This is a genomic window from Chitinophagaceae bacterium (assembly GCA_030053935.1).
In the GTDB taxonomy this organism is placed as follows: domain Bacteria; phylum Bacteroidota; class Bacteroidia; order Cytophagales; family JASGCU01; genus JASGCU01.
In genome coordinates, this window is the sequence record JASGCU010000009.1 from 6,294 (window position 1) to 23,863 (window position 17,570).

At 32.4% G+C, this 17,570-nt stretch carries 15 protein-coding genes; 8 read left to right on the forward strand and 7 right to left on the reverse strand.

Features of this window, described 5'->3' with window-relative positions; all coding sequences use genetic code 11:
• From QM536_02105 to QM536_02130, 6 genes are all read left to right on the forward strand, one after another.
• Positions 1–754 (forward strand): AAA family ATPase (locus QM536_02105; GenBank protein MDI9355803.1); only part of this gene is annotated, 754 nt, incomplete at its 5' end.
• A complete protein-coding gene (locus tag QM536_02110) occupies positions 754–1,683 on the forward strand; it encodes a DUF4435 domain-containing protein (GenBank protein MDI9355804.1) in 930 nt (309 codons plus the stop codon). The genes QM536_02105 and QM536_02110, both read left to right, overlap by 1 nt.
• A gap of 133 nt (positions 1,684–1,816) precedes the next feature.
• Complete coding sequence (locus QM536_02115) at positions 1,817–4,771, forward strand: glycoside hydrolase family 3 N-terminal domain-containing protein (protein MDI9355805.1); 2,955 nt, start codon at positions 1,817–1,819, stop codon at positions 4,769–4,771.
• Between the two features lie 276 nt (positions 4,772–5,047).
• Positions 5,048–6,091 carry a tRNA preQ1(34) S-adenosylmethionine ribosyltransferase-isomerase QueA gene (gene queA, locus QM536_02120; GenBank protein ID MDI9355806.1) on the forward strand — a complete coding sequence of 348 codons (1,044 nt, stop codon included), beginning with the start codon at positions 5,048–5,050 and terminating at the stop codon, positions 6,089–6,091.
• Positions 6,092–6,093: 2 nt separating this feature from the next.
• Positions 6,094–7,038 carry a thioredoxin-disulfide reductase gene (gene trxB, locus QM536_02125; protein MDI9355807.1) on the forward strand — a complete coding sequence of 315 codons (945 nt, stop codon included), beginning with the start codon at positions 6,094–6,096 and terminating at the stop codon, positions 7,036–7,038.
• Positions 7,035–7,553, forward strand: coding sequence for an acyl-CoA thioesterase (locus QM536_02130; GenBank protein MDI9355808.1), 519 nt, complete (start codon positions 7,035–7,037; stop codon positions 7,551–7,553). Before trxB ends, QM536_02130 begins: the two co-directional genes overlap by 4 nt.
• 55 nt (positions 7,554–7,608) lie before the next feature.
• Here the strand turns inward: QM536_02130 and QM536_02135 are convergent, their stop codons facing one another.
• From QM536_02135 to proS, 3 genes are read right to left on the reverse strand one after another with little or no spacing between them, the layout of a single operon-like run.
• The gene (locus QM536_02135; GenBank protein MDI9355809.1) at positions 7,609–8,025 is read right to left on the reverse strand and encodes a 6-carboxytetrahydropterin synthase; all 417 of its coding nucleotides are present in this window, start codon (positions 8,023–8,025) and stop codon (positions 7,609–7,611) included.
• 45 nt (positions 8,026–8,070) lie between these two features.
• The gene (locus QM536_02140; GenBank protein ID MDI9355810.1) at positions 8,071–8,919 is read right to left on the reverse strand and encodes an SRPBCC domain-containing protein; all 849 of its coding nucleotides are present in this window, start codon (positions 8,917–8,919) and stop codon (positions 8,071–8,073) included.
• A gap of 35 nt (positions 8,920–8,954) precedes the next feature.
• Positions 8,955–10,430, reverse strand: a complete 1,476-nt coding sequence (gene proS / locus QM536_02145) for a proline--tRNA ligase (GenBank protein ID MDI9355811.1) — start codon at positions 10,428–10,430, stop codon at positions 8,955–8,957.
• Positions 10,431–11,693: 1,263 nt separating this feature from the next.
• On the opposite strand from proS, the gene QM536_02150 reads away from it, so the two are divergent.
• Both QM536_02150 and QM536_02155 read left to right on the forward strand, forming a co-directional pair.
• Positions 11,694–12,902 (forward strand): bifunctional 3,4-dihydroxy-2-butanone-4-phosphate synthase/GTP cyclohydrolase II, encoded by a 1,209-nt coding sequence (locus QM536_02150; GenBank protein MDI9355812.1) that lies wholly within the window; start codon positions 11,694–11,696, stop codon positions 12,900–12,902.
• Between the two features lie 110 nt (positions 12,903–13,012).
• Positions 13,013–13,834, forward strand: coding sequence for an NAD(P)-dependent oxidoreductase (locus tag QM536_02155; GenBank protein ID MDI9355813.1), 822 nt, complete (start codon positions 13,013–13,015; stop codon positions 13,832–13,834).
• Between the two features lie 2 nt (positions 13,835–13,836).
• Here the strand turns inward: QM536_02155 and QM536_02160 are convergent, their stop codons facing one another.
• Genes QM536_02160 through QM536_02175 form a run of 4 tightly spaced genes read right to left on the reverse strand, consistent with a single transcriptional unit; the run spans position 13,837 to position 17,506 of the window.
• On the reverse strand, positions 13,837–14,499 hold the full coding sequence (locus tag QM536_02160; GenBank protein MDI9355814.1) for a VTT domain-containing protein: 663 nt from the start codon (positions 14,497–14,499) through the stop codon (positions 13,837–13,839).
• Between the two features lie 21 nt (positions 14,500–14,520).
• On the reverse strand, positions 14,521–15,672 hold the full coding sequence (locus tag QM536_02165; protein MDI9355815.1) for a Gfo/Idh/MocA family oxidoreductase: 1,152 nt from the start codon (positions 15,670–15,672) through the stop codon (positions 14,521–14,523).
• Positions 15,665–16,078 carry a DUF5618 family protein gene (locus QM536_02170; protein MDI9355816.1) on the reverse strand — a complete coding sequence of 138 codons (414 nt, stop codon included), beginning with the start codon at positions 16,076–16,078 and terminating at the stop codon, positions 15,665–15,667. Before QM536_02170 ends, QM536_02165 begins: the two co-directional genes overlap by 8 nt.
• 15 nt (positions 16,079–16,093) lie before the next feature.
• On the reverse strand, positions 16,094–17,506 hold the full coding sequence (locus tag QM536_02175; GenBank protein ID MDI9355817.1) for a Gfo/Idh/MocA family oxidoreductase: 1,413 nt from the start codon (positions 17,504–17,506) through the stop codon (positions 16,094–16,096).
• Between the last annotated feature and the right edge of the window lie 64 nt (positions 17,507–17,570).

A 17,570-nucleotide genomic window follows, 5' to 3' on the forward strand; every position in this document is an offset into this window, starting at 1 on the left:
TGAATTAAAAATTGATCAGGATAATAATCTTATTCAGTTTGGAATGGGTGATGTACAGAAAACATTTAGTAGAATCGAAAACAAGATAGAAACACTATTAAAGGAAGGACTTTCAAATTTTCTAAAGGATGTTCTAAAAATAGTTATGAGTAAGAATAGTGAGATTGATCGAAATATTTTCGATAGAATTAACGATGAAGATTTGGCAATTATTTTTGCTAGGGCTAAAAATCTAGATAAAGAAATTAAAGATGCGGTTTTAGAAAGTGTTGCAAAAAAAGAATTTAATGACCCACTTTCGGGTTTAATTCTCCAAAAACTGGTTGAGTTATATGAAAATCAGAAAGAATTGGATAATTCTGTAAAAGCGTTTAGAGATGCTTGTAACAAATACCTAATAAATAAAAGCGTTTTTTATGATGAAAGTGCTATTAAAATTTACATTAAATCTACACGCACGGATGACAAGATTGACTTAAAGCATCTGTCATCAGGAGAAAAACAGATAGTTTCTATGCTATCAAATGTTTATTTGTCTGAAACGGATAAAAGATTTTTGATTTTGTTTGATGAACCAGAGCTCTCTTTAAGTATGATGTGGCAAAAACAACTACTACCTGATATTCTAAATTCAAAAAAATGTGATTTTCTTTTAGCTGTCACACATTCACCTTTTATTTTTGATAATGAATTAGATTCATTTGCAGTTGGAATGAATGAATACGTTAAACCTTCAAAAGTAAATGGGAAATAATGACGTATGCAGAAGAATTAAGACAAAGTAGGAATAAGCCTCAAGTCGCATTTACTGAATTTGCTAATGCTACAAGAAAGAATCCAGAGCATTTGTTTTGCTTTTTTGAAGGTAAAGATAATGCCTACTACGTTTCTAGAGTCAAAAGATTTACAGAAAACTATTACCCAGTAAAATGTGGTGGCAAACAATCGGTTCTTGACGTTTATACGTTAATTACAGGCAAAGAGGAATATCGAAAATATAAGTTGGGTTTCTTCATTGATAGAGATTTTAACTCAACTATAGGAGACAAAAATCCTCCAATATTTGAAACACCATGTTACTCAGTAGAAAACTTATATGTTTCAATAAGTGTTTTCAAAGAGATTTTGACAAATGAATTTCATTTATCCGAAGTCTCAGATTCTAACTTTGAAAAGTTAGTGAAACTATATGAGCAAAGGCAAAAGGAATTTCACGATTCAGTATTACTTTTTAATAGTTGGTACTCTTGCTTAATCGAGAGACAGGAAAATGAAAATATTAAAACAGGCGTAACGCTTGACGATAAGTTGCCAAATAATTTCGTTACCATCAGTCTTGATAAAGTAAATGCTTCGTATGATTTTCAAAAGATAAAAGAAACTTTCCCAAATGCTATAGTAGTAGATTACTCTTTGGTTGAAAAGAAAATGGAACTCTTTAAAGGTAAGACAATGGATAAAATGTTCCGTGGAAAATACGAATTGGAATTTTTAATTAAAATGCTTCGTGAAATACTAAAAGATTCAAGGTCAGAAAAAAGAGTAGTTTCATCTAAAATAGATTTTTCATTTGGAGATGGAAGTAATCTTGGGCAGCTACAAGCTTTAAACATTTTTGAAGCATACGCAGAAACTCCTACAAGCTTGTTGGATTATTTAAAGCTTGTAGTAACAAAAGAATAACCCCACTCAACAGCACCTACCCAAAAGTGGAACAGGGGTGCCTTATCAAAATTTTAGTATTTAAACAAAAAAAATACCGATACTTTCTACTTTATTATCATAATCAATTTTAAAAACTTAAAAAAATATTACTATGAAAACAAAATTTTTAATGTGCCTGTTTATATTCTTAACTATTCGTACTTATGCACAGGATAAAGCGGGATACTTTTCTCAAAAAATATACTTTGATAATGCAAATAAATGGGTGGATTCTGTTCTTGAAAAGATGACCCTCTCTGAAAAAGTAGGTCAACTTTTTTTGATAGCCGCCTACTCTAATAGAGATTCTTCTCATGAAAAAGAATTACAAAACCTTATTCAGAAATATAATATAGGCGGATTAGTTGTTTTTCAAGGAGGACCAGCTAGACAAGTAAAGATGCTCAATAGACTTCAAAAGATATCTAAGATTCCTCTCCTCATTTGCATGGACGCAGAATGGGGAGTAGGAATGCGTTTAGACAGCAGTATTTCTTACCCCTTTCAGATGACACTTGGCGCTATAGAAGACATCTCTTTCATCAAAAAAATGGGAAATGCTATTGCCCAACAATTAAAAAAAACCGGAGTAGACGTAAATTTTGCCCCCGTCGCAGATATAAATAATAATCCTAATAATCCTGTTATCAGCTACAGATCTTTTGGAGAAAATAAAGAAGAAGTTACAAAACGCTGCATAGCATACATGAAAGGAATGGAAGAAATAGGAACTCAAGCCACAGCAAAACACTTCCCAGGACATGGGGATACTAATATAGATTCGCACTACGATATCCCACAAATTCCCCACAATTCTACCCGATTAGATACCATGGAACTATTCCCCTTTAAACAGCTCATTGACGAAGGCATTACAGGAGTAATGATAGCACATCTCAAACTTCCCTTTATAGATAGTATCAATATTCCTTCCTCAGCATCCCCACTCATTATAACAGATATTTTAAAACAATCCCTGCAATTTAAAGGCATAATCTACACAGACGCACTGAATATGAAAGCCATTACAAAATATATATCCCCCGAAGAAGTAGCACTCAAAGCACTCAAAGCAGGAAATGACTTTTTAGAACTCGTAGAAAACACAGAATCTTCTATTGAAACTATCATTCAAGCAGTAAAAAATAAAAAAATATCTATCCTACAAATTGACTCCAGCTGTCGTAAAATCTTATATGCAAAATATTTTTCTCAAAAAACAAAATGGATCCCCCTACCAGAAAAAAATGTATGTGAAGAAATAAACACCCCTGATTTTCAACTCTTAAACAGAATGCTTTTTGAAAAATCTATTACTACTCTCAAAAACGAAAAAAATTGTATCCCCCTCAATGATTTAGAGAATCTTAATCTTATATCTATCTCATTAGGGGTAGACACATTCTCTTTTTTCCAACAACGACTCAATGACTACACGGAAATGCCTCAGTTTTTTTTAAAAAAAAATGCAACTATTCAAGAAATAACAAATATAAAAAATCAAATCCCACAAAAAACAAATTGTGTAATCCTTGCAATACACCAAGGCGCAAGAATTGCCAATACAAAAGAACAACTCTCCAAAGAAGTTTTAGATTTTGCCCAAGACATAATATCTTCTAAAAAAACAATACTCGTCGCCCTCAGAAACCCATATCTTATACCTAATATACCTAATTTTGAAAAAGCATCTGTTTTAATAACCACCTACCAAGACCATATACTAGCACAAGATATGGCAGCACAAGCAATCTTCGGAGGAATAAGCACATCAGGAAAACTCCCCGTTACCTTTCATAAAAAATATGTAAACGGATTGGGTATAAAAACAAAAGGAAACGTAAGATTCAAATTTACAATACCCGAAGAAATAGGAATAAACAGCAAAAGATTAGAATCAAGAATAGATAGTGTTATGCAAAACGCTATTCAAAAAAAAGCATTTCCTGGCGGACAAGTCCTACTTGCTCAGGATCAAAAAATATTTTTTCATAAAGTATATGGATTTCATAGATACGATAGTATTCAAAAAATAACCCCTACGGATATTTACGACCTCGCATCTATAACAAAAGTAACCGCCGGAATACCAAGTATTATGAAACTGTACGACGAAAGAAAAATAGACCTCAACGGCAAACTAAAAACATACTACCCATATTTCAAAAACTCCAATAAAAAAAATATCTCCCTCTTAAATATGCTTACACATCAAGCAGGATTAAAAGGATGGATACCATTCCATACAGAAGCAAAAAATAAAGACGGCTCTTTTAAAGCCAAAACCCTATCCACTAAAATTTCCAAAAATTACCCCTATAAAATAACAGATTCCCTCTACCTTTATAAAAATTATAAACCACAACTCCTCAAATTAATAAAAAACTCACCACTTAATAAAGAAAAAAAATACCTTTACTCCGACCTCAGCTTCTATTTATACCCCGATATTATAAAAAAAATAACAGGAGAAAATTTTGAACAATACCTTTCTAAAAACTTTTATACCCCATTAGGAGTAAAAACAATGACTTACAATGCAGGAGAAAAATTCCCAATACAGAGAATTATCCCTACCGAAGTAGATACATTTTTTAGAATGCAAACACTCCACGGAATAGTCCATGACGAAGGAGCAGCTTTACTCAACGGAATCTCTTCGCATGCAGGATTATTTGCTAAAGCTACTGATTTAGCAGTTGTATGGCAAATGTACCTCAATGGAGGAAAATACGGAGGAAAAAAATATATAAACCCTCAAACCATTCAAAAATTCTCTACCTGCCAATTTTGCGAACTCGGAAATAGAAGAGGAATAGGGTTTGATAAACCTCCCATAGTTTTTGATTCCTGTGACTGTAAAAATTTTGTCGCCCGTCAAACCCCACACAGTAGCTACGGACATTCCGGATATACGGGAACATTTGTTTGGGCAGACCCCGAAAATAAACTTCTCTACATCTTTTTATCCAATAGAGTACACCCAACACGAAATAATTCCCTTATTTCAGATATGAACGTGAGACCCACTATTCATAAAATTATCTACCAAGAATTAGGATTTTAAATCTCTCTACCCCACTTTTTTATAATAAAAACAATAACATAATACCAAATTATATGTATTGTTACCCATGTCGCAAATATCAAAAATACAAAAAAAACTAAAAACCGATCAATAACATCTTTTTTGTGTTTTTTTTATAACAAAAAATACATTTTTTATATAAGGTTATCAAATAAAAAGAAAAAAATTATATTGCATAAAATACATTTTTTAGTATTTATTTATATTTATTTATATATCGAAAATAAAATACTTAATATTATAAAAAAATACAATATGCGATTATCAGATTTTATACTCAACATCCCAAAAGAGCAAATTGCTCAATATCCACTACCTAATAGAGATGAATCACGATTAATGGTAGTAAACAAAAAAACAAATACAATAGAACATAGATTATTTAAAGATATTACTGATTATGTAGAGGAAGGTGATAGCCTTATACTCAACAATACAAAAGTATTACAATCAAAACTTTTGGGATATAAAGAAAGAACAGACATACTCATAGAAATAATTATTTTAAGGGTATTAAATCATATAGATTATTTATGTGACGTATTAGTAAATCCCGCTAGAAAACTACGAGTGGGAAATAAAATATGTTTTAAAAATAATCTCGTAGCAGAAGTAATGGACAATACTACTTCTTGCGGAAGAACGATACGTTTTTTGATGAAAGAAAAAACAAATAATTTTTATCAACTGATAGATGAAATAGGAGAAACACAAATTCCTTCTTTTATAGAGCGAGAACCAGACGAAAATGATAAAGAAAATTTTCAAACAGTATTTGCAGAAAAAATAGGTTCTTTTTCCCCACCAAGTGGATGCCTCAATTTTACAAAACATCTTATCAAAAAAATACAGCTAAAAAACACTCAAGTGGAATATGCAACTCTCCACTTAGGATTGGGAACTGTAAGAGATATAGCAGTAGAAGATATTCTTAAACACAAAATAGATTCAGAACCATTTTATGTAACAGAAAATACTGTAGATGCCATAAATAATTCTATAAGTAATAAAAAAAAAGTTATTGCCGCTGGATTATCTACTCTCAGAGCATTAGAAAGCTCCGTCTCGGTAAGCGGAAAAATAAAACCAAATGAAGGATGGACAAATAAATTTTTTTATCCTTCATACGAATTTAAAACAGCAAACGCTCTCATTACAAATTTCCACAGTTCTCAATCCCCATCATACCTTGCAACAGCTGCCTTCGGAGGAAGTGCTCTTATCAAAAAAGCATACGAAATAGCATTAGAAGAAAAATACAGATTCCTCACACTTGGTGATTCTATGCTCATAATTTAGTAATGGAAAAAATAAAAATAGCTATTATAGGATCCGGACCAGCAGGGTATACTGCTGCTATTTATGCAGCAAGGGCAGGGCTTAACCCCGTTCTTTTTACCGGAAATCAAATAGGAGGACAACTCATATTCACAAGTGATGTAGAAAACTATCCCGGATTCCCCAACGGTATTTTAGGCCCAGAAATGATGAGTATTTTTCAGAAACAAGCAGAACGATTTGGCACACAAATACGCTACTCACACATAACAAAAGTAAATTTTTTCAAAAAAGATGCTTCCTCATATCACACATTAACGATAGACAATCAAATAGATATAGAAACAGAAGCAATAATTATAGCAACAGGAGCCAGTGCTAAATGGCTCGGAATCCCACAAGAAACAAAATTACAAGGAAAAGGAGTATCCAGCTGTGCTGTCTGTGACGGTTTCTTTTTTAAAAAACAAGATATAGCAGTTATTGGAGGAGGGGATACTGCTTGTGAAGAAGCTACCTATCTCTCTCACATCTGCTCCAAAGTATTTCTTATTGTCAGAAAAAATAAACTCAAAGCATCCCTTTTTATGCAAAAACAAGTAGAATCCATTCAAAATATCCATATTCTTTATAATCAAGAAACATTAGACATACTCGGGGAAACAAGTGTTACAGGAATTTTACTCAAAAATAATACAAACAACGAAACCACATCTATTCAACTGAGTGCGGTTTTTGTAGCTATAGGGCATTACCCCAATACAGACATATTTAAAGATCAACTAGAATTAGATACCGATGGCTATATTATAACAAAACCAGGAACTTCTAAAACCAATATACCAGGAGTGTTTGCCGTAGGTGATGTTCAAGATAGAATATATAAACAAGCTGTAACCGCAGCGGGAAGTGGATGCATGGGAGCATTAGACGCAGAAAAATTTTTATCTCACAAAAATAAATTATGATACAATACCAATCCATCTCTGAATTTTTTCAACAACAAGAAACTGTAACAAAGGTCATTATACGCCTTACGGACTGCGATATTCTCCAACACCTAAAAAACTCCAATTACTTTGATTATTTCTTCAATGCAAGAGAAGAAGAATTAGAAACTCTCTATAATAGAAGTATTCTCAATTTTTTCGTAGAAGATAAAAAAGCATGGGTGGTTTATAATCAACAAATCCATTATTTGAAACCTGCAAAAATGAAAGAATCTGTCATAATTACTTCCAATACAATACAATTTGATTCGAAGAACCTTATTATAGAATATCTTATGTTTAACGAAGCAAAAACACAACTCAAAACACTTTTGTGGACACATTTTAGATGTGTTAGTATAATAGATGGAACATCCACTACACATCCCCCCGGATTATTAGAAATACTTGAAAAAAGATTTTTAAAATACCCTTTTATAGAACTGAATATTAATAAAAGGTTAGTACAACTGAAAGAACTTTTTAAAAAATAAAATACCTAAAAAAATAAATATCTTTTTAGTGACCCTGTATGAAATAGAATGCTTACTATCCCATATATTCTACATAATTTTTAGGTGTTTCATAAAGAATAATTTTATAGAGAATAGCTCCTCTACTGAGAGTGGGAATAAGTGGATATAATATTTTCCAAAATTCTTGTATTACTATTTCACAAGTTGGCATCTTTCCTTTTAAAAACCCCACATCTATGTTTAGGTTTTTATGATCCACTTCTTGAATTATATGTTGCTGTATAAGATTCCCAAGTCGTTTCATATCTACCACAAATCCCGTATGTATGTCGGGTTCTCCGCATACTGTCACTACTAATTCAAAGTTATGCCCATGCCAATTTTTATTAGCACATAATCCAAACACTTCATCATTCTTTTCTTCTGTCCAATCGGGGTTAAAGAGCATGTGGGCAGCATTAAAATGCTCTTTTCTGCTTACATAAACCATATATAAAATGAGGATTGTTTGTAATTTTTATATTCTAAAATACCCTTAAAACTTATAAGATTCTACATATTTTTTAAAATTATTGAGAATGGATTGCCATCCATTTTTTTGTAATTCTAAAGAATTTGTGGTTTCAGGGTCAAATATTTCGGTTACCCATGTGGTATTCTCTTTTACAGAAAAATGTATTATTACATTTCTTTTATCGGGCATTGTGTAAGCAATGGTTTGATGCTTTTTCACTTCTGTATAAATTCCCTCAAAATCAAAGCCAAAACTTCCATCTTTTGCTTCCATTCTATAACGAAATGTTCCTTTTACCTCGAGATTATTCATAACTTTAGGAGTATGCCAATCTTCACTTGCATTATTCCAATGCATTATATGTTCTGCTCCTGTGAATAGATTCCAAACATTTTCTATATTTACAAACGTAGAAATAGAAACAGTAATTTTCATGTTTTCAGATAACTGCTTTATGTTTACGAGTGCTTGGGGAATAGTTTTTTCAAAAAAAGAAGTAAATTCATCAATGGTATCTATAAAAACATAAAGGGTAGTAATTCCATTCTTTTCTTGAAGTGTATATTTTTCAATACATCCACTCCACAATTCTGTATTTTTATCCAAAGGTTGCTCTTGGTAATTTTTTAATTCACCTAAGTGTTTGAAAGACATTTCTTGATCCTCTATTTTTTCATCAATAATGCTATACATCCCATTACCATTTGGGTCTAAAAAATGTATTTTACTTCCCTTGTTCCAATTTGATACCGCATAAGATCCTTCACAAAATGCAATAGTCCATTTTTTATAATTATCGTCATCCCACAAAGCAAACCAAACTGTCTTTGCATTTGCTTTTATTTCTATTTTAAATGGTAACTGCTTCACTGTTATATAATTATGTTAATAAATTAGATAATATGTTAATACGCTCTTGCAAAAATAACTCTTCTTTCAGATTTTTTTCCGGATATAATGCATTTCCCTTCTTCTTTTTCGGCTCCCAAAGGAATACATCGTATAGTTGCTTTTGTTTCCTCTTTAATTTTCTCTTCTGTGCTTGCCTCCCCATCCCAATGAGCAAGTAAAAATCCCCCTTTTTCTTCTAATACTTCCTTAAATTCTGTATAGGTATCTACTTTATAAGTATTTGCGTTTCTAAAATGAAGTGCCTTTGTATATATAGAACTTTGCATTTCTGTTAATACATTTTGAATATACTTTTCAAAATTATTGTCTAATGGAATAGTCGTTTTGGTAAGAGTATCTCTGCGGGCTACTTCTACTGTATTATTTTGTATATCTTTTGGTCCTATCGCTATGCGAATGGGAACTCCCTTGAGTTCGTATTCGGCAAACTTCCATCCTGGTTTTTGGTTATCAGTGCTATCATATTTGACAGATATGTGTATTTTTTTTAAATGAGTGCTTATCCGAGTAACTACCTCAGATATTTTTTGAAATTCTTCCTGAGTTTTAAATATAGGTATTATTACTACTTGTATAGGAGCGAGATTCGGTGGTAAAACAAGTCCATTATCGTCAGAATGAGCCATAATAAGTGCTCCCATCATTCTCGTACTTACGCCCCATGAGGTTCCCCAAACATGTTCTAACTTTCCTTCGGTTGATTGAAAGGTCACATCAAATGCTTTAGCAAAGTTTTGCCCCAAAAAATGAGAAGTCCCTACTTGTAATGCTTTCCCATCTTGCATCAGTGCTTCTAAACAATACGTTTCCACTGCTCCCGCAAATTTTTCGGCTTCAGATTTTACTCCTTTCAGAGCAGGAATTGCTAAAAAATTATTCACAAATTCATAATATACATTGAGCATTTGAATAGTTTCTTTTCTTGCTTCCTCTTCTGTGGCGTGGGCGGTGTGTCCTTCCTGCCATAAAAACTCCGATGTTCTTAAAAAAAGCCGAGTTCTCATTTCCCAACGAACCACGTTCGCCCATTGATTGATAAGTATCGGTAAATCCCTATACGATTGTATCCAATTTTTGTAACTATTCCAAATAACCGTCTCTGAAGTAGGACGAACTATCAGTTCTTCCTCTAATTTTGCATCGGGGTCTACAATAACTTCACCTTTTTCGTTACTTTTTAATCTATAATGCGTCACCACAGCACATTCTTTGGCAAACCCTTCTATGTGAGATGCTTCTTTGCTCAAATATGACTTTGGAATAAAGAGGGGAAAATATGCATTTACATGCCCTGTTTCCTTAAACATAGTATCTAATTGCTGTTGCATCTTTTCCCATATTGCATATCCGTAGGGTTTTATGACCATACATCCCCGAACAGAAGAATTTTCTGCTAAATCTGCCCTTTTTACCAATTCATTATACCACAGGGAGTAATCTTCGCTTCGTTTTGGAAGTGGTTTATTCATAAATTATAATCTATTTGAGATGGGTTAAATATTTGTTTTTTCAAGATAATATACCTTACCTTGTTTTTGTACGTATGTAATAAAATTTTAATATTTCACAAAATATATAAAATAAATCTTTCACAAATAATTTCTCTTTTATTTGTGAAAAATAAATCAAAATCCATTCTCTTTTTCAAAATTATTCAGAAAACAGAAGAACTCTTATTAAAATCAAACATCCTTAAAAAGAGGGGCTTATATACCTTATAATTATAAATAGCTTTATTATGACTTATTTTAGAAATCAATCGAGAATACATTATAAATGGATTAACATTGCCAAAGTTTTATTATACCTTAGTTCTCCTTTTATTCTCTATCCACATAGTGCAACCTTCCTAATAAGAGCAACAAAAAAAACTTCTCTCAAGATGTTCATCTCAAAAGAAGTTTTTTGCTATTGGTGGTGAAAGATGTGTTCTAAAAAATGGAACTTTGACTTATGGTGGGTTTTAAATTTTTTTTTAGGTTTTAATCTTTAAAAATATAAGAACACATTTATATATTTAAAAAGTCAAAACAAAAGTACATATTTCATTCTTATTAGTTTACATTTTTTCTAATTTTTCTAAAAAAATAGTTTGGATTCATCTTTTTTTATACTCTTTTACTGACTAAGCACACATATCTTGAGACCGTTGCGAATTAAAAACGTAAAAAACGAATATTTTATTTCACGAATATTATGGTCTTGAGGTTCATTTTATTTTTATTTGTTTTTAGAAGAGTTCTAAAAACTGATTGTCTATTATAAATAGTTATCTAAATTCTTATTATTTATCTGATAATTTTTATGTATGCTCGTCTAAAAAGTGAACTTTTAGATCCTATCAATACTCATTTAGTATATTTTTTTATTTTTCAAATTATTTTCTAATTTTTTAATAGAATGAGTATATAAAAAATCGGTAGAAAAAAGGGCTTTCTCCCTCTACCGAATAGTGGTATTATTCGCCCCGAACGGTCGTACCATTCAAACTTCCATTAACCCCTCATTTAATTCATAATAAAAGAATAACCCACGAAAGAACTCATTGTCTACGAGGAAAATATATTACTCTCAAATACATATTGATTGTTTGATACCTCTATTATTTCTCAAAAAAATGTCTAAAAATGAAAAAGAAATGTATAAAATGAGAAAATATATTGCTTTGTATTATCATTGTGAAAAAGAATAAAATAATTCATAATTCAAAATGTATAGTATAAAAGAAAGATATGAACACTATCGCCGAGGCAATGGAAAGTATAAGAGCGGGAAACATTATTATTGTAGTAGATGATGAAGACAGGGAAAACGAAGGGGACTTTATATGTGCTTCCGAGAAAGTGACCCCTGAAATAATCAATTTTATGAGTAAGCATGGGCGGGGCCTCATCTGTGTTTCTTTGTTAGCAGATAGATGTGAAGAATTAGGATTGGAATTAATGATAGAAAAAAATACAGCTCTCCACAAAACTCCATTTACTATTCCCGTAGATTTGATAGGAAGTGGTGTAACTACGGGAATTTCTGCATCGGACAGATGTAAGACCATACAAGCATTAGTAAATACCGCTACCAAAAAAGAAGACCTTGCTAAACCCGGACATATATTCCCTCTCAAAGCCCAAAAAGAAGGTGTTTTGAAAAGAACGGGACATACCGAAGCATCTATGGATTTTGCAAGAATATCGGGATTATATCCTTCTGGTGTTTTAGTGGAAATTATGAGTGAAGATGGTACTATGGCAAGGGTTCCCGAGCTTTTAGATATTGCCAAAAAGTATAACATCTGCATTGTATCCATAAAAAACTTGATAGAATACCGATTAAAAACAGAATCCTGCATTCAAAGAGGAGTCACTATCAAACTTCCTACGGAATACGGTATGTTTGACCTCGTTATCTATACCCAAACTACCACTCAAGAAAAGCATTTTGCCCTCGTAAAGGGAACTTTTTCGCATGATGAGCCTGTTTTGGTGCGGGTTCATTCGTCTTGTATGACAGGAGATATATTTGGTTCTATGCGATGTGATTGTGGATTACAACTGAAAAATGCAATGAAATTAGTAGAAAAAGAAAAAAAAGGACTGATTCTGTATATGAACCAAGAGGGGAGAGGGATAGGTATTGAAAATAAATTAAAAGCGTACAAACTTCAAGAAGAGGGCATGGATACGGTAGATGCCAATATTCACATGGGATTTAAACCCGATGAAAGGGACTATGGCATTGGGGCACAGATAATAAAAAATTTGAATATATCAAAAGTACGACTTATCACAAATAATCCTAAAAAAAGAGCGGGGATGAGAGGCTATGGAATAGAAATAGTAGAAAATGTTCCTTTAGAGATACCTGCTAATATCCATAATATACAATACCTTACCACCAAAAGAGATAAATTAGGGCATGAAATACTGCAAAAAGAATCAAAATAAAGGGAGATTTTGTGTTTTTGTATATCATTAATTTCATAAAAGAGAAAATTACAAAAATAGTATAATTTGCAATTACAGTTATTTTTCTATTTATAATACTTTACAACAATATGTCATACTATAAAAATAAAACAGTTATCATCACAGGAGCAAGTAGAGGAATAGGACTTTCTATAGGGGTACGATTAGCGAGGGAAGGAGCAAATATTGCTATTTTTGCAAAAACAGATTCTGCACATCCCAAATTACCAGGTACCATATATATAGCTGCCGAAGAGATAGAAAGGGCAGGCGGAAAGGCATTTCCTTATAAAGTAGATATACGAGACGAGGAAACGGTAAAAATAGCAATAGAGAAGACCGTAGAAACCTTCGGTGGAGTTGATATTTTAATAAATAACGCAAGTGCTATTTCCCTTACGGACACAATTAATACAGATATGAAAAAATTTGATTTAATGCATCAAATTAATACGAGAGGAACTTTTTTGGTATCCAAGTATTGTATTCCCTATCTTACAAAATCAAAAAATGCCCATATACTTAACATTTCTCCGCCATTGAGTATGGATCCCAAGTGGTTTAAAAATCATGTAGCATATACAATAGCAAAATATGGTATGAGTATGTGTGTTTTAGGAATGTCAGAAGAACTCCGTGCATCTAATATAGCAGTAAATGCTTTATGGCCTAGGACACTTATCGCAACTTCAGCAGTAAATAATTTATTAGGAGGGGAAAAGATAATGCAGCATGCAAGAAATTCTGACATAGTAGCAGACGCTGCTTTTTTTATTCTGCAAAAAAATTCTTCTCTTTTTACAGGTAACTTTTGTATAGATGAAGAGATTCTAAAAGAGAATAGCATAACAGATTTTACTCCGTATGCTATAAATCCTGCTAAAAATCTTATGACTGACCTGTTTTTATAAACTTATTTTTCTTGTTTTTTAGATGTAAAAAACTTAAAAAGAACAGGAAAAGTAGTAACAGCAACTATTCCAATAACAATAATTTCTAAGTGCTGTGTAAGATCAAATCCAAATTGTTTAAGGAAAATTTTTTGTAAAAAGAAGCCACCTAAAATCATAGAACTTACCCAAGTAATAGAACCTATTATGTTAAAAAAAGAGAATTGTTTTTTATCCATATTTACTATTCCCGCTACAATGGGTGCAAAAGTTCTTATAAAAGGTAAAAATCTTGCTGCAAATATTGCTACTTTCCCATGTTTTTCATAGAATTCACTTGCTTGTATAAGGTACGCTTGTTTAAAAAACAGATTATCTTTCCATTGGTACATTCGTTTTCCTACTTTATGTCCTGTCCAATATCCTATACTATTTCCTAAAATACCTGCAAAAGATACCATGCTTATTAAAAAAAGTAAGCACAGTAAGGGATTTTCTATAGGGAAATATACTTTAATAATATCTATTGCATAAATTCCCGTTACAAATAATAAGCTATCACCGGGTAAGAAAAATCCAGCAAATAGACCTGTTTCCGCAAATACTATAAAAATGATGAGCCATAATCCACCATTTTCTATATAAAATTGTGGTTGAAGTAAGCTGAGCCAATTAAAATTTTCCATTTATATCATTGAATTGTTTAATTAATATTGTATCCATTTTTGTTGACTTTGTGAGGATTGAATAACAGCGTCTATAAATTTCATTCCTCTGACTCCATCGTGAATGTTGGGAAAATCTAAATATTGATTGGGGATTTGTTTATTTTCTAATCTATAAGAGAGAGCGGTTGCTACGTTTTTATAAATATTTCCGAATGCTTCTAAGTATCCTTCGGGGTGACCTGCTGGAGTCCTTGTGTTCATTTTTGCACTACTTCCTAAATATCCCATACCTGTTCTGTAAATTTCAGTAGGTTTATCTAACCATTTTACTATGAGAGTATTTGGTTCCATTTGAGCCCATTGGATTCCTCCTTTTTCTCCGTAGACCCTTATATTGAGAGCATTTTCTTCACCTGCACTAATTTGACTACAGTGGAGAACTCCTTTTGCACCATTGTTAAAACGTATGAGAATATTTCCGTCATCGTCTAAAAGCCGTCCCGAAACAAAAGTTGTAATATCAGCACAAAGTTCTGTTATTTGTAAGCCCGTAATGTATTCAGCAAGATTTGCTGCATGTGTTCCTATATCGCCGATAGATCCTGCTTTGCCTGATTTTTTTGGGTCAGTTCTCCATGATGCTTGTTGGTTTCCCGTAGTTTCTATCGCCGTAGAGAGCCATCCCTGAGGATATTCTACTACTATTTTCCTTATATTTCCAAATATATTAGATGCTATCATTTCTTTTGCTTGTTTTACCATTGGGTACCCGGTATAAGTATGTGTAACGGCAAATAATAAATCTGTTTTTTGCACTAATTTTTCTAATTCTATTGCTTCTGATACACTAAAAGAAAGGGGTTTTTCACATACTACATGGAATCCATGTTCTAATGCAAGTTTTGATGGTTCAAAGTGAACGTGATTAGGAGTAACAATAGTTACAAAATCTATTTTTTTATCTACGGGCATTTTACTTTCTTTCTCAAAAAATTCGTAGTAGTTTGGATATATTCTATCTCTTTCTATAAATAAATCTTGTCCCGAAAGCATAGATATTTCTGGATCCAAGTGAAAAGCTCCTGCACAGATATCTATTTGATTATCTAACCTTATAGCATATCTGTGAATTGCACCTATAAAAGCGCCTCTTCCACCGCCTATCATACCCATTCGTATTTTCCTATTCATCTGTTTGTTTGTTTAGTATTTCATCATCCATTATTTTTTCTAGTCCATCTAGAATTTCTTCTGCTTTTTTAAAAGCAACAATTGCTACATCCATATCTTGATTACCATCACAATGCATAGACATGTGAAATGTATCGTAAGCTACGGCAAATGCTTCGGATAGTTTTTTATTAACAACATAGAGTTCTCTTTCGTACCATTCTACTCTTTTTTTACCTTTTTTTTGAACACCTCTCATTGCAAAAAATGTATCTAACCCACGTAAGATAGTTACATAGCCGTCATGCCCTACTTGTTTTACATATTTTTTATCTTGGTAATATCTATTTATAATATCGGGTTTCCCAAGCTCTAATAAACTTTGTTTTATTTCTAATATTTTAGTTTTATATTCTTCTAAATACATATAGTTACGTTTATATTAAATACCTTGTAGTTCCCATCCATTTCTATACTTTCTTTTCACGAATTGATTGGCTTCTTCAAAATTTGTTATTTGTAATTTTGATGCATCCCATAATAGTTTTTTCCTTCCGGGATAAGTATTATCACGTTTTATTTGATATGTTCTGAGGGCTACGTTTCCTAATAATATAGCTTCTGTAAAAGGTCCGCTGAAATCAAAATCTGAACTTGTTTTGGAATTTCCATATCCTTTTATACAAGCATTTACCCATTGCACATAATGTCCTTCGGGAACTCTTGGTAGTGTTTCGGAGGGGAATGTTTCGTTTTGCATCCTATAAGAAGGTAGTAATATAGGTTTTTCAGCCCACATTTCTGCTATTATTTTTCCTTTTGTTCCTTCCATTATTATGCCTCCGTCTTTGCTTCCCATATTTTCATTAGGCAAAAGTTCTACGGGTCTTTGTGGTAATAGTCCTCCATCCATCCATGTAAGTTTTATGTTCCCTTTGCCGTCTGTACGTGGAAAATTAAAATATATAACAGAAGAAGAGGGGCAACTATCTTTATAGTCCGCTTCCTTAAAAAAATCTTCCCATACTGTAGTTGCACTACATTCTACTTCATTAGCGTATTTTACGGGTAGTATTCTAAAAAAAGGATCTAAAATATGACAACCCATATCTCCTAAAGCTCCTGTTCCATAGTTCCACCATCCTCGCCAATTAAATGGATGGTATGCGGGGTTATAATCTATATATTCTGTGCATCCAATCCATAAATCCCATTCTAGTGTATTCGGAATAGGGTATTTTCCAGTTGGGGTTTTTATACCTTGGGGCCAAACAGGTCTATTTGTCCATGAGATGACAGAAGTAACGTCACCTATTAAACCTGCTTCTATCCACTCTTTCATTTTTCTTACATCGTTTCCGGAAGCACCTTGGTTACCCATTTGTGTAACTACTTTATATTTTTTTGATGCTTCTGTTAATATTCTTGCTTCGTAGATATTATGTGTGAGTGGTTTTTGCACATAAACATGCTTTCCCATTGACATTGCGGTAAGTGTTGGGTGGGTGTGGCTGTGATCCGGGGTTGATACAGAAACAGCATCTAATTTTTCTTTTTCTAACATAACCCGCCAATCTTTATAATAGGTTGCTTGAGGAAAGTTCTTTCGGGATTCGTAAGCAGAATTATCGTCTACATCACAAAGTGCGACTATTTTCGCATTTGGGCTTTTGGAAAATTCTGCTATATCACCTCTTCCTTTCCCTCCGACTCCTATCCCTCCTATGTATAATGTATCACTCGGAGCTACATAACCTTTTCCTAATACAAAACGCGGTACTATGGTTATACCAGCCAATGCGATACTTGTGTTTTTTAAAAATTCTCTTCTAGATTTTTGTGTGTGTGTGTTCATAATTTTTTAGGAATATAATGCATTATGATTTAATTTATTTGAGATATGCTAATAAATAAAAATA

Excerpts from the sequence above, each read along its gene's own strand:
- QM536_02130 (MDI9355808.1), top strand. The coding sequence starts at position 7,035 with ATGATACAATACCAATCCATCTCTGAATTTTTTCAACAACAAGAAACT.
- proS (MDI9355811.1), bottom strand. The coding sequence starts at position 10,430 with ATGAATAAACCACTTCCAAAACGAAGCGAAGATTACTCCCTGTGGTAT.
- QM536_02155 (MDI9355813.1), top strand. The coding sequence starts at position 13,013 with ATGTCATACTATAAAAATAAAACAGTTATCATCACAGGAGCAAGTAGA.
- QM536_02165 (MDI9355815.1), bottom strand. The coding sequence starts at position 15,672 with ATGAATAGGAAAATACGAATGGGTATGATAGGCGGTGGAAGAGGCGCT.
- QM536_02175 (MDI9355817.1), bottom strand. The coding sequence starts at position 17,506 with ATGAACACACACACACAAAAATCTAGAAGAGAATTTTTAAAAAACACA.
- QM536_02160 (MDI9355814.1), bottom strand. The coding sequence starts at position 14,499 with ATGGAAAATTTTAATTGGCTCAGCTTACTTCAACCACAATTTTATATA.
- trxB (MDI9355807.1), top strand. The coding sequence starts at position 6,094 with ATGGAAAAAATAAAAATAGCTATTATAGGATCCGGACCAGCAGGGTAT.
- queA (MDI9355806.1), top strand. The coding sequence starts at position 5,048 with ATGCGATTATCAGATTTTATACTCAACATCCCAAAAGAGCAAATTGCT.
- QM536_02150 (MDI9355812.1), top strand. The coding sequence starts at position 11,694 with ATGAACACTATCGCCGAGGCAATGGAAAGTATAAGAGCGGGAAACATT.
- QM536_02115 (MDI9355805.1), top strand. The coding sequence starts at position 1,817 with ATGAAAACAAAATTTTTAATGTGCCTGTTTATATTCTTAACTATTCGT.
- QM536_02110 (MDI9355804.1), top strand. The coding sequence starts at position 754 with ATGACGTATGCAGAAGAATTAAGACAAAGTAGGAATAAGCCTCAAGTC.
- QM536_02135 (MDI9355809.1), bottom strand. The coding sequence starts at position 8,025 with ATGGTTTATGTAAGCAGAAAAGAGCATTTTAATGCTGCCCACATGCTC.
- QM536_02170 (MDI9355816.1), bottom strand. The coding sequence starts at position 16,078 with ATGTATTTAGAAGAATATAAAACTAAAATATTAGAAATAAAACAAAGT.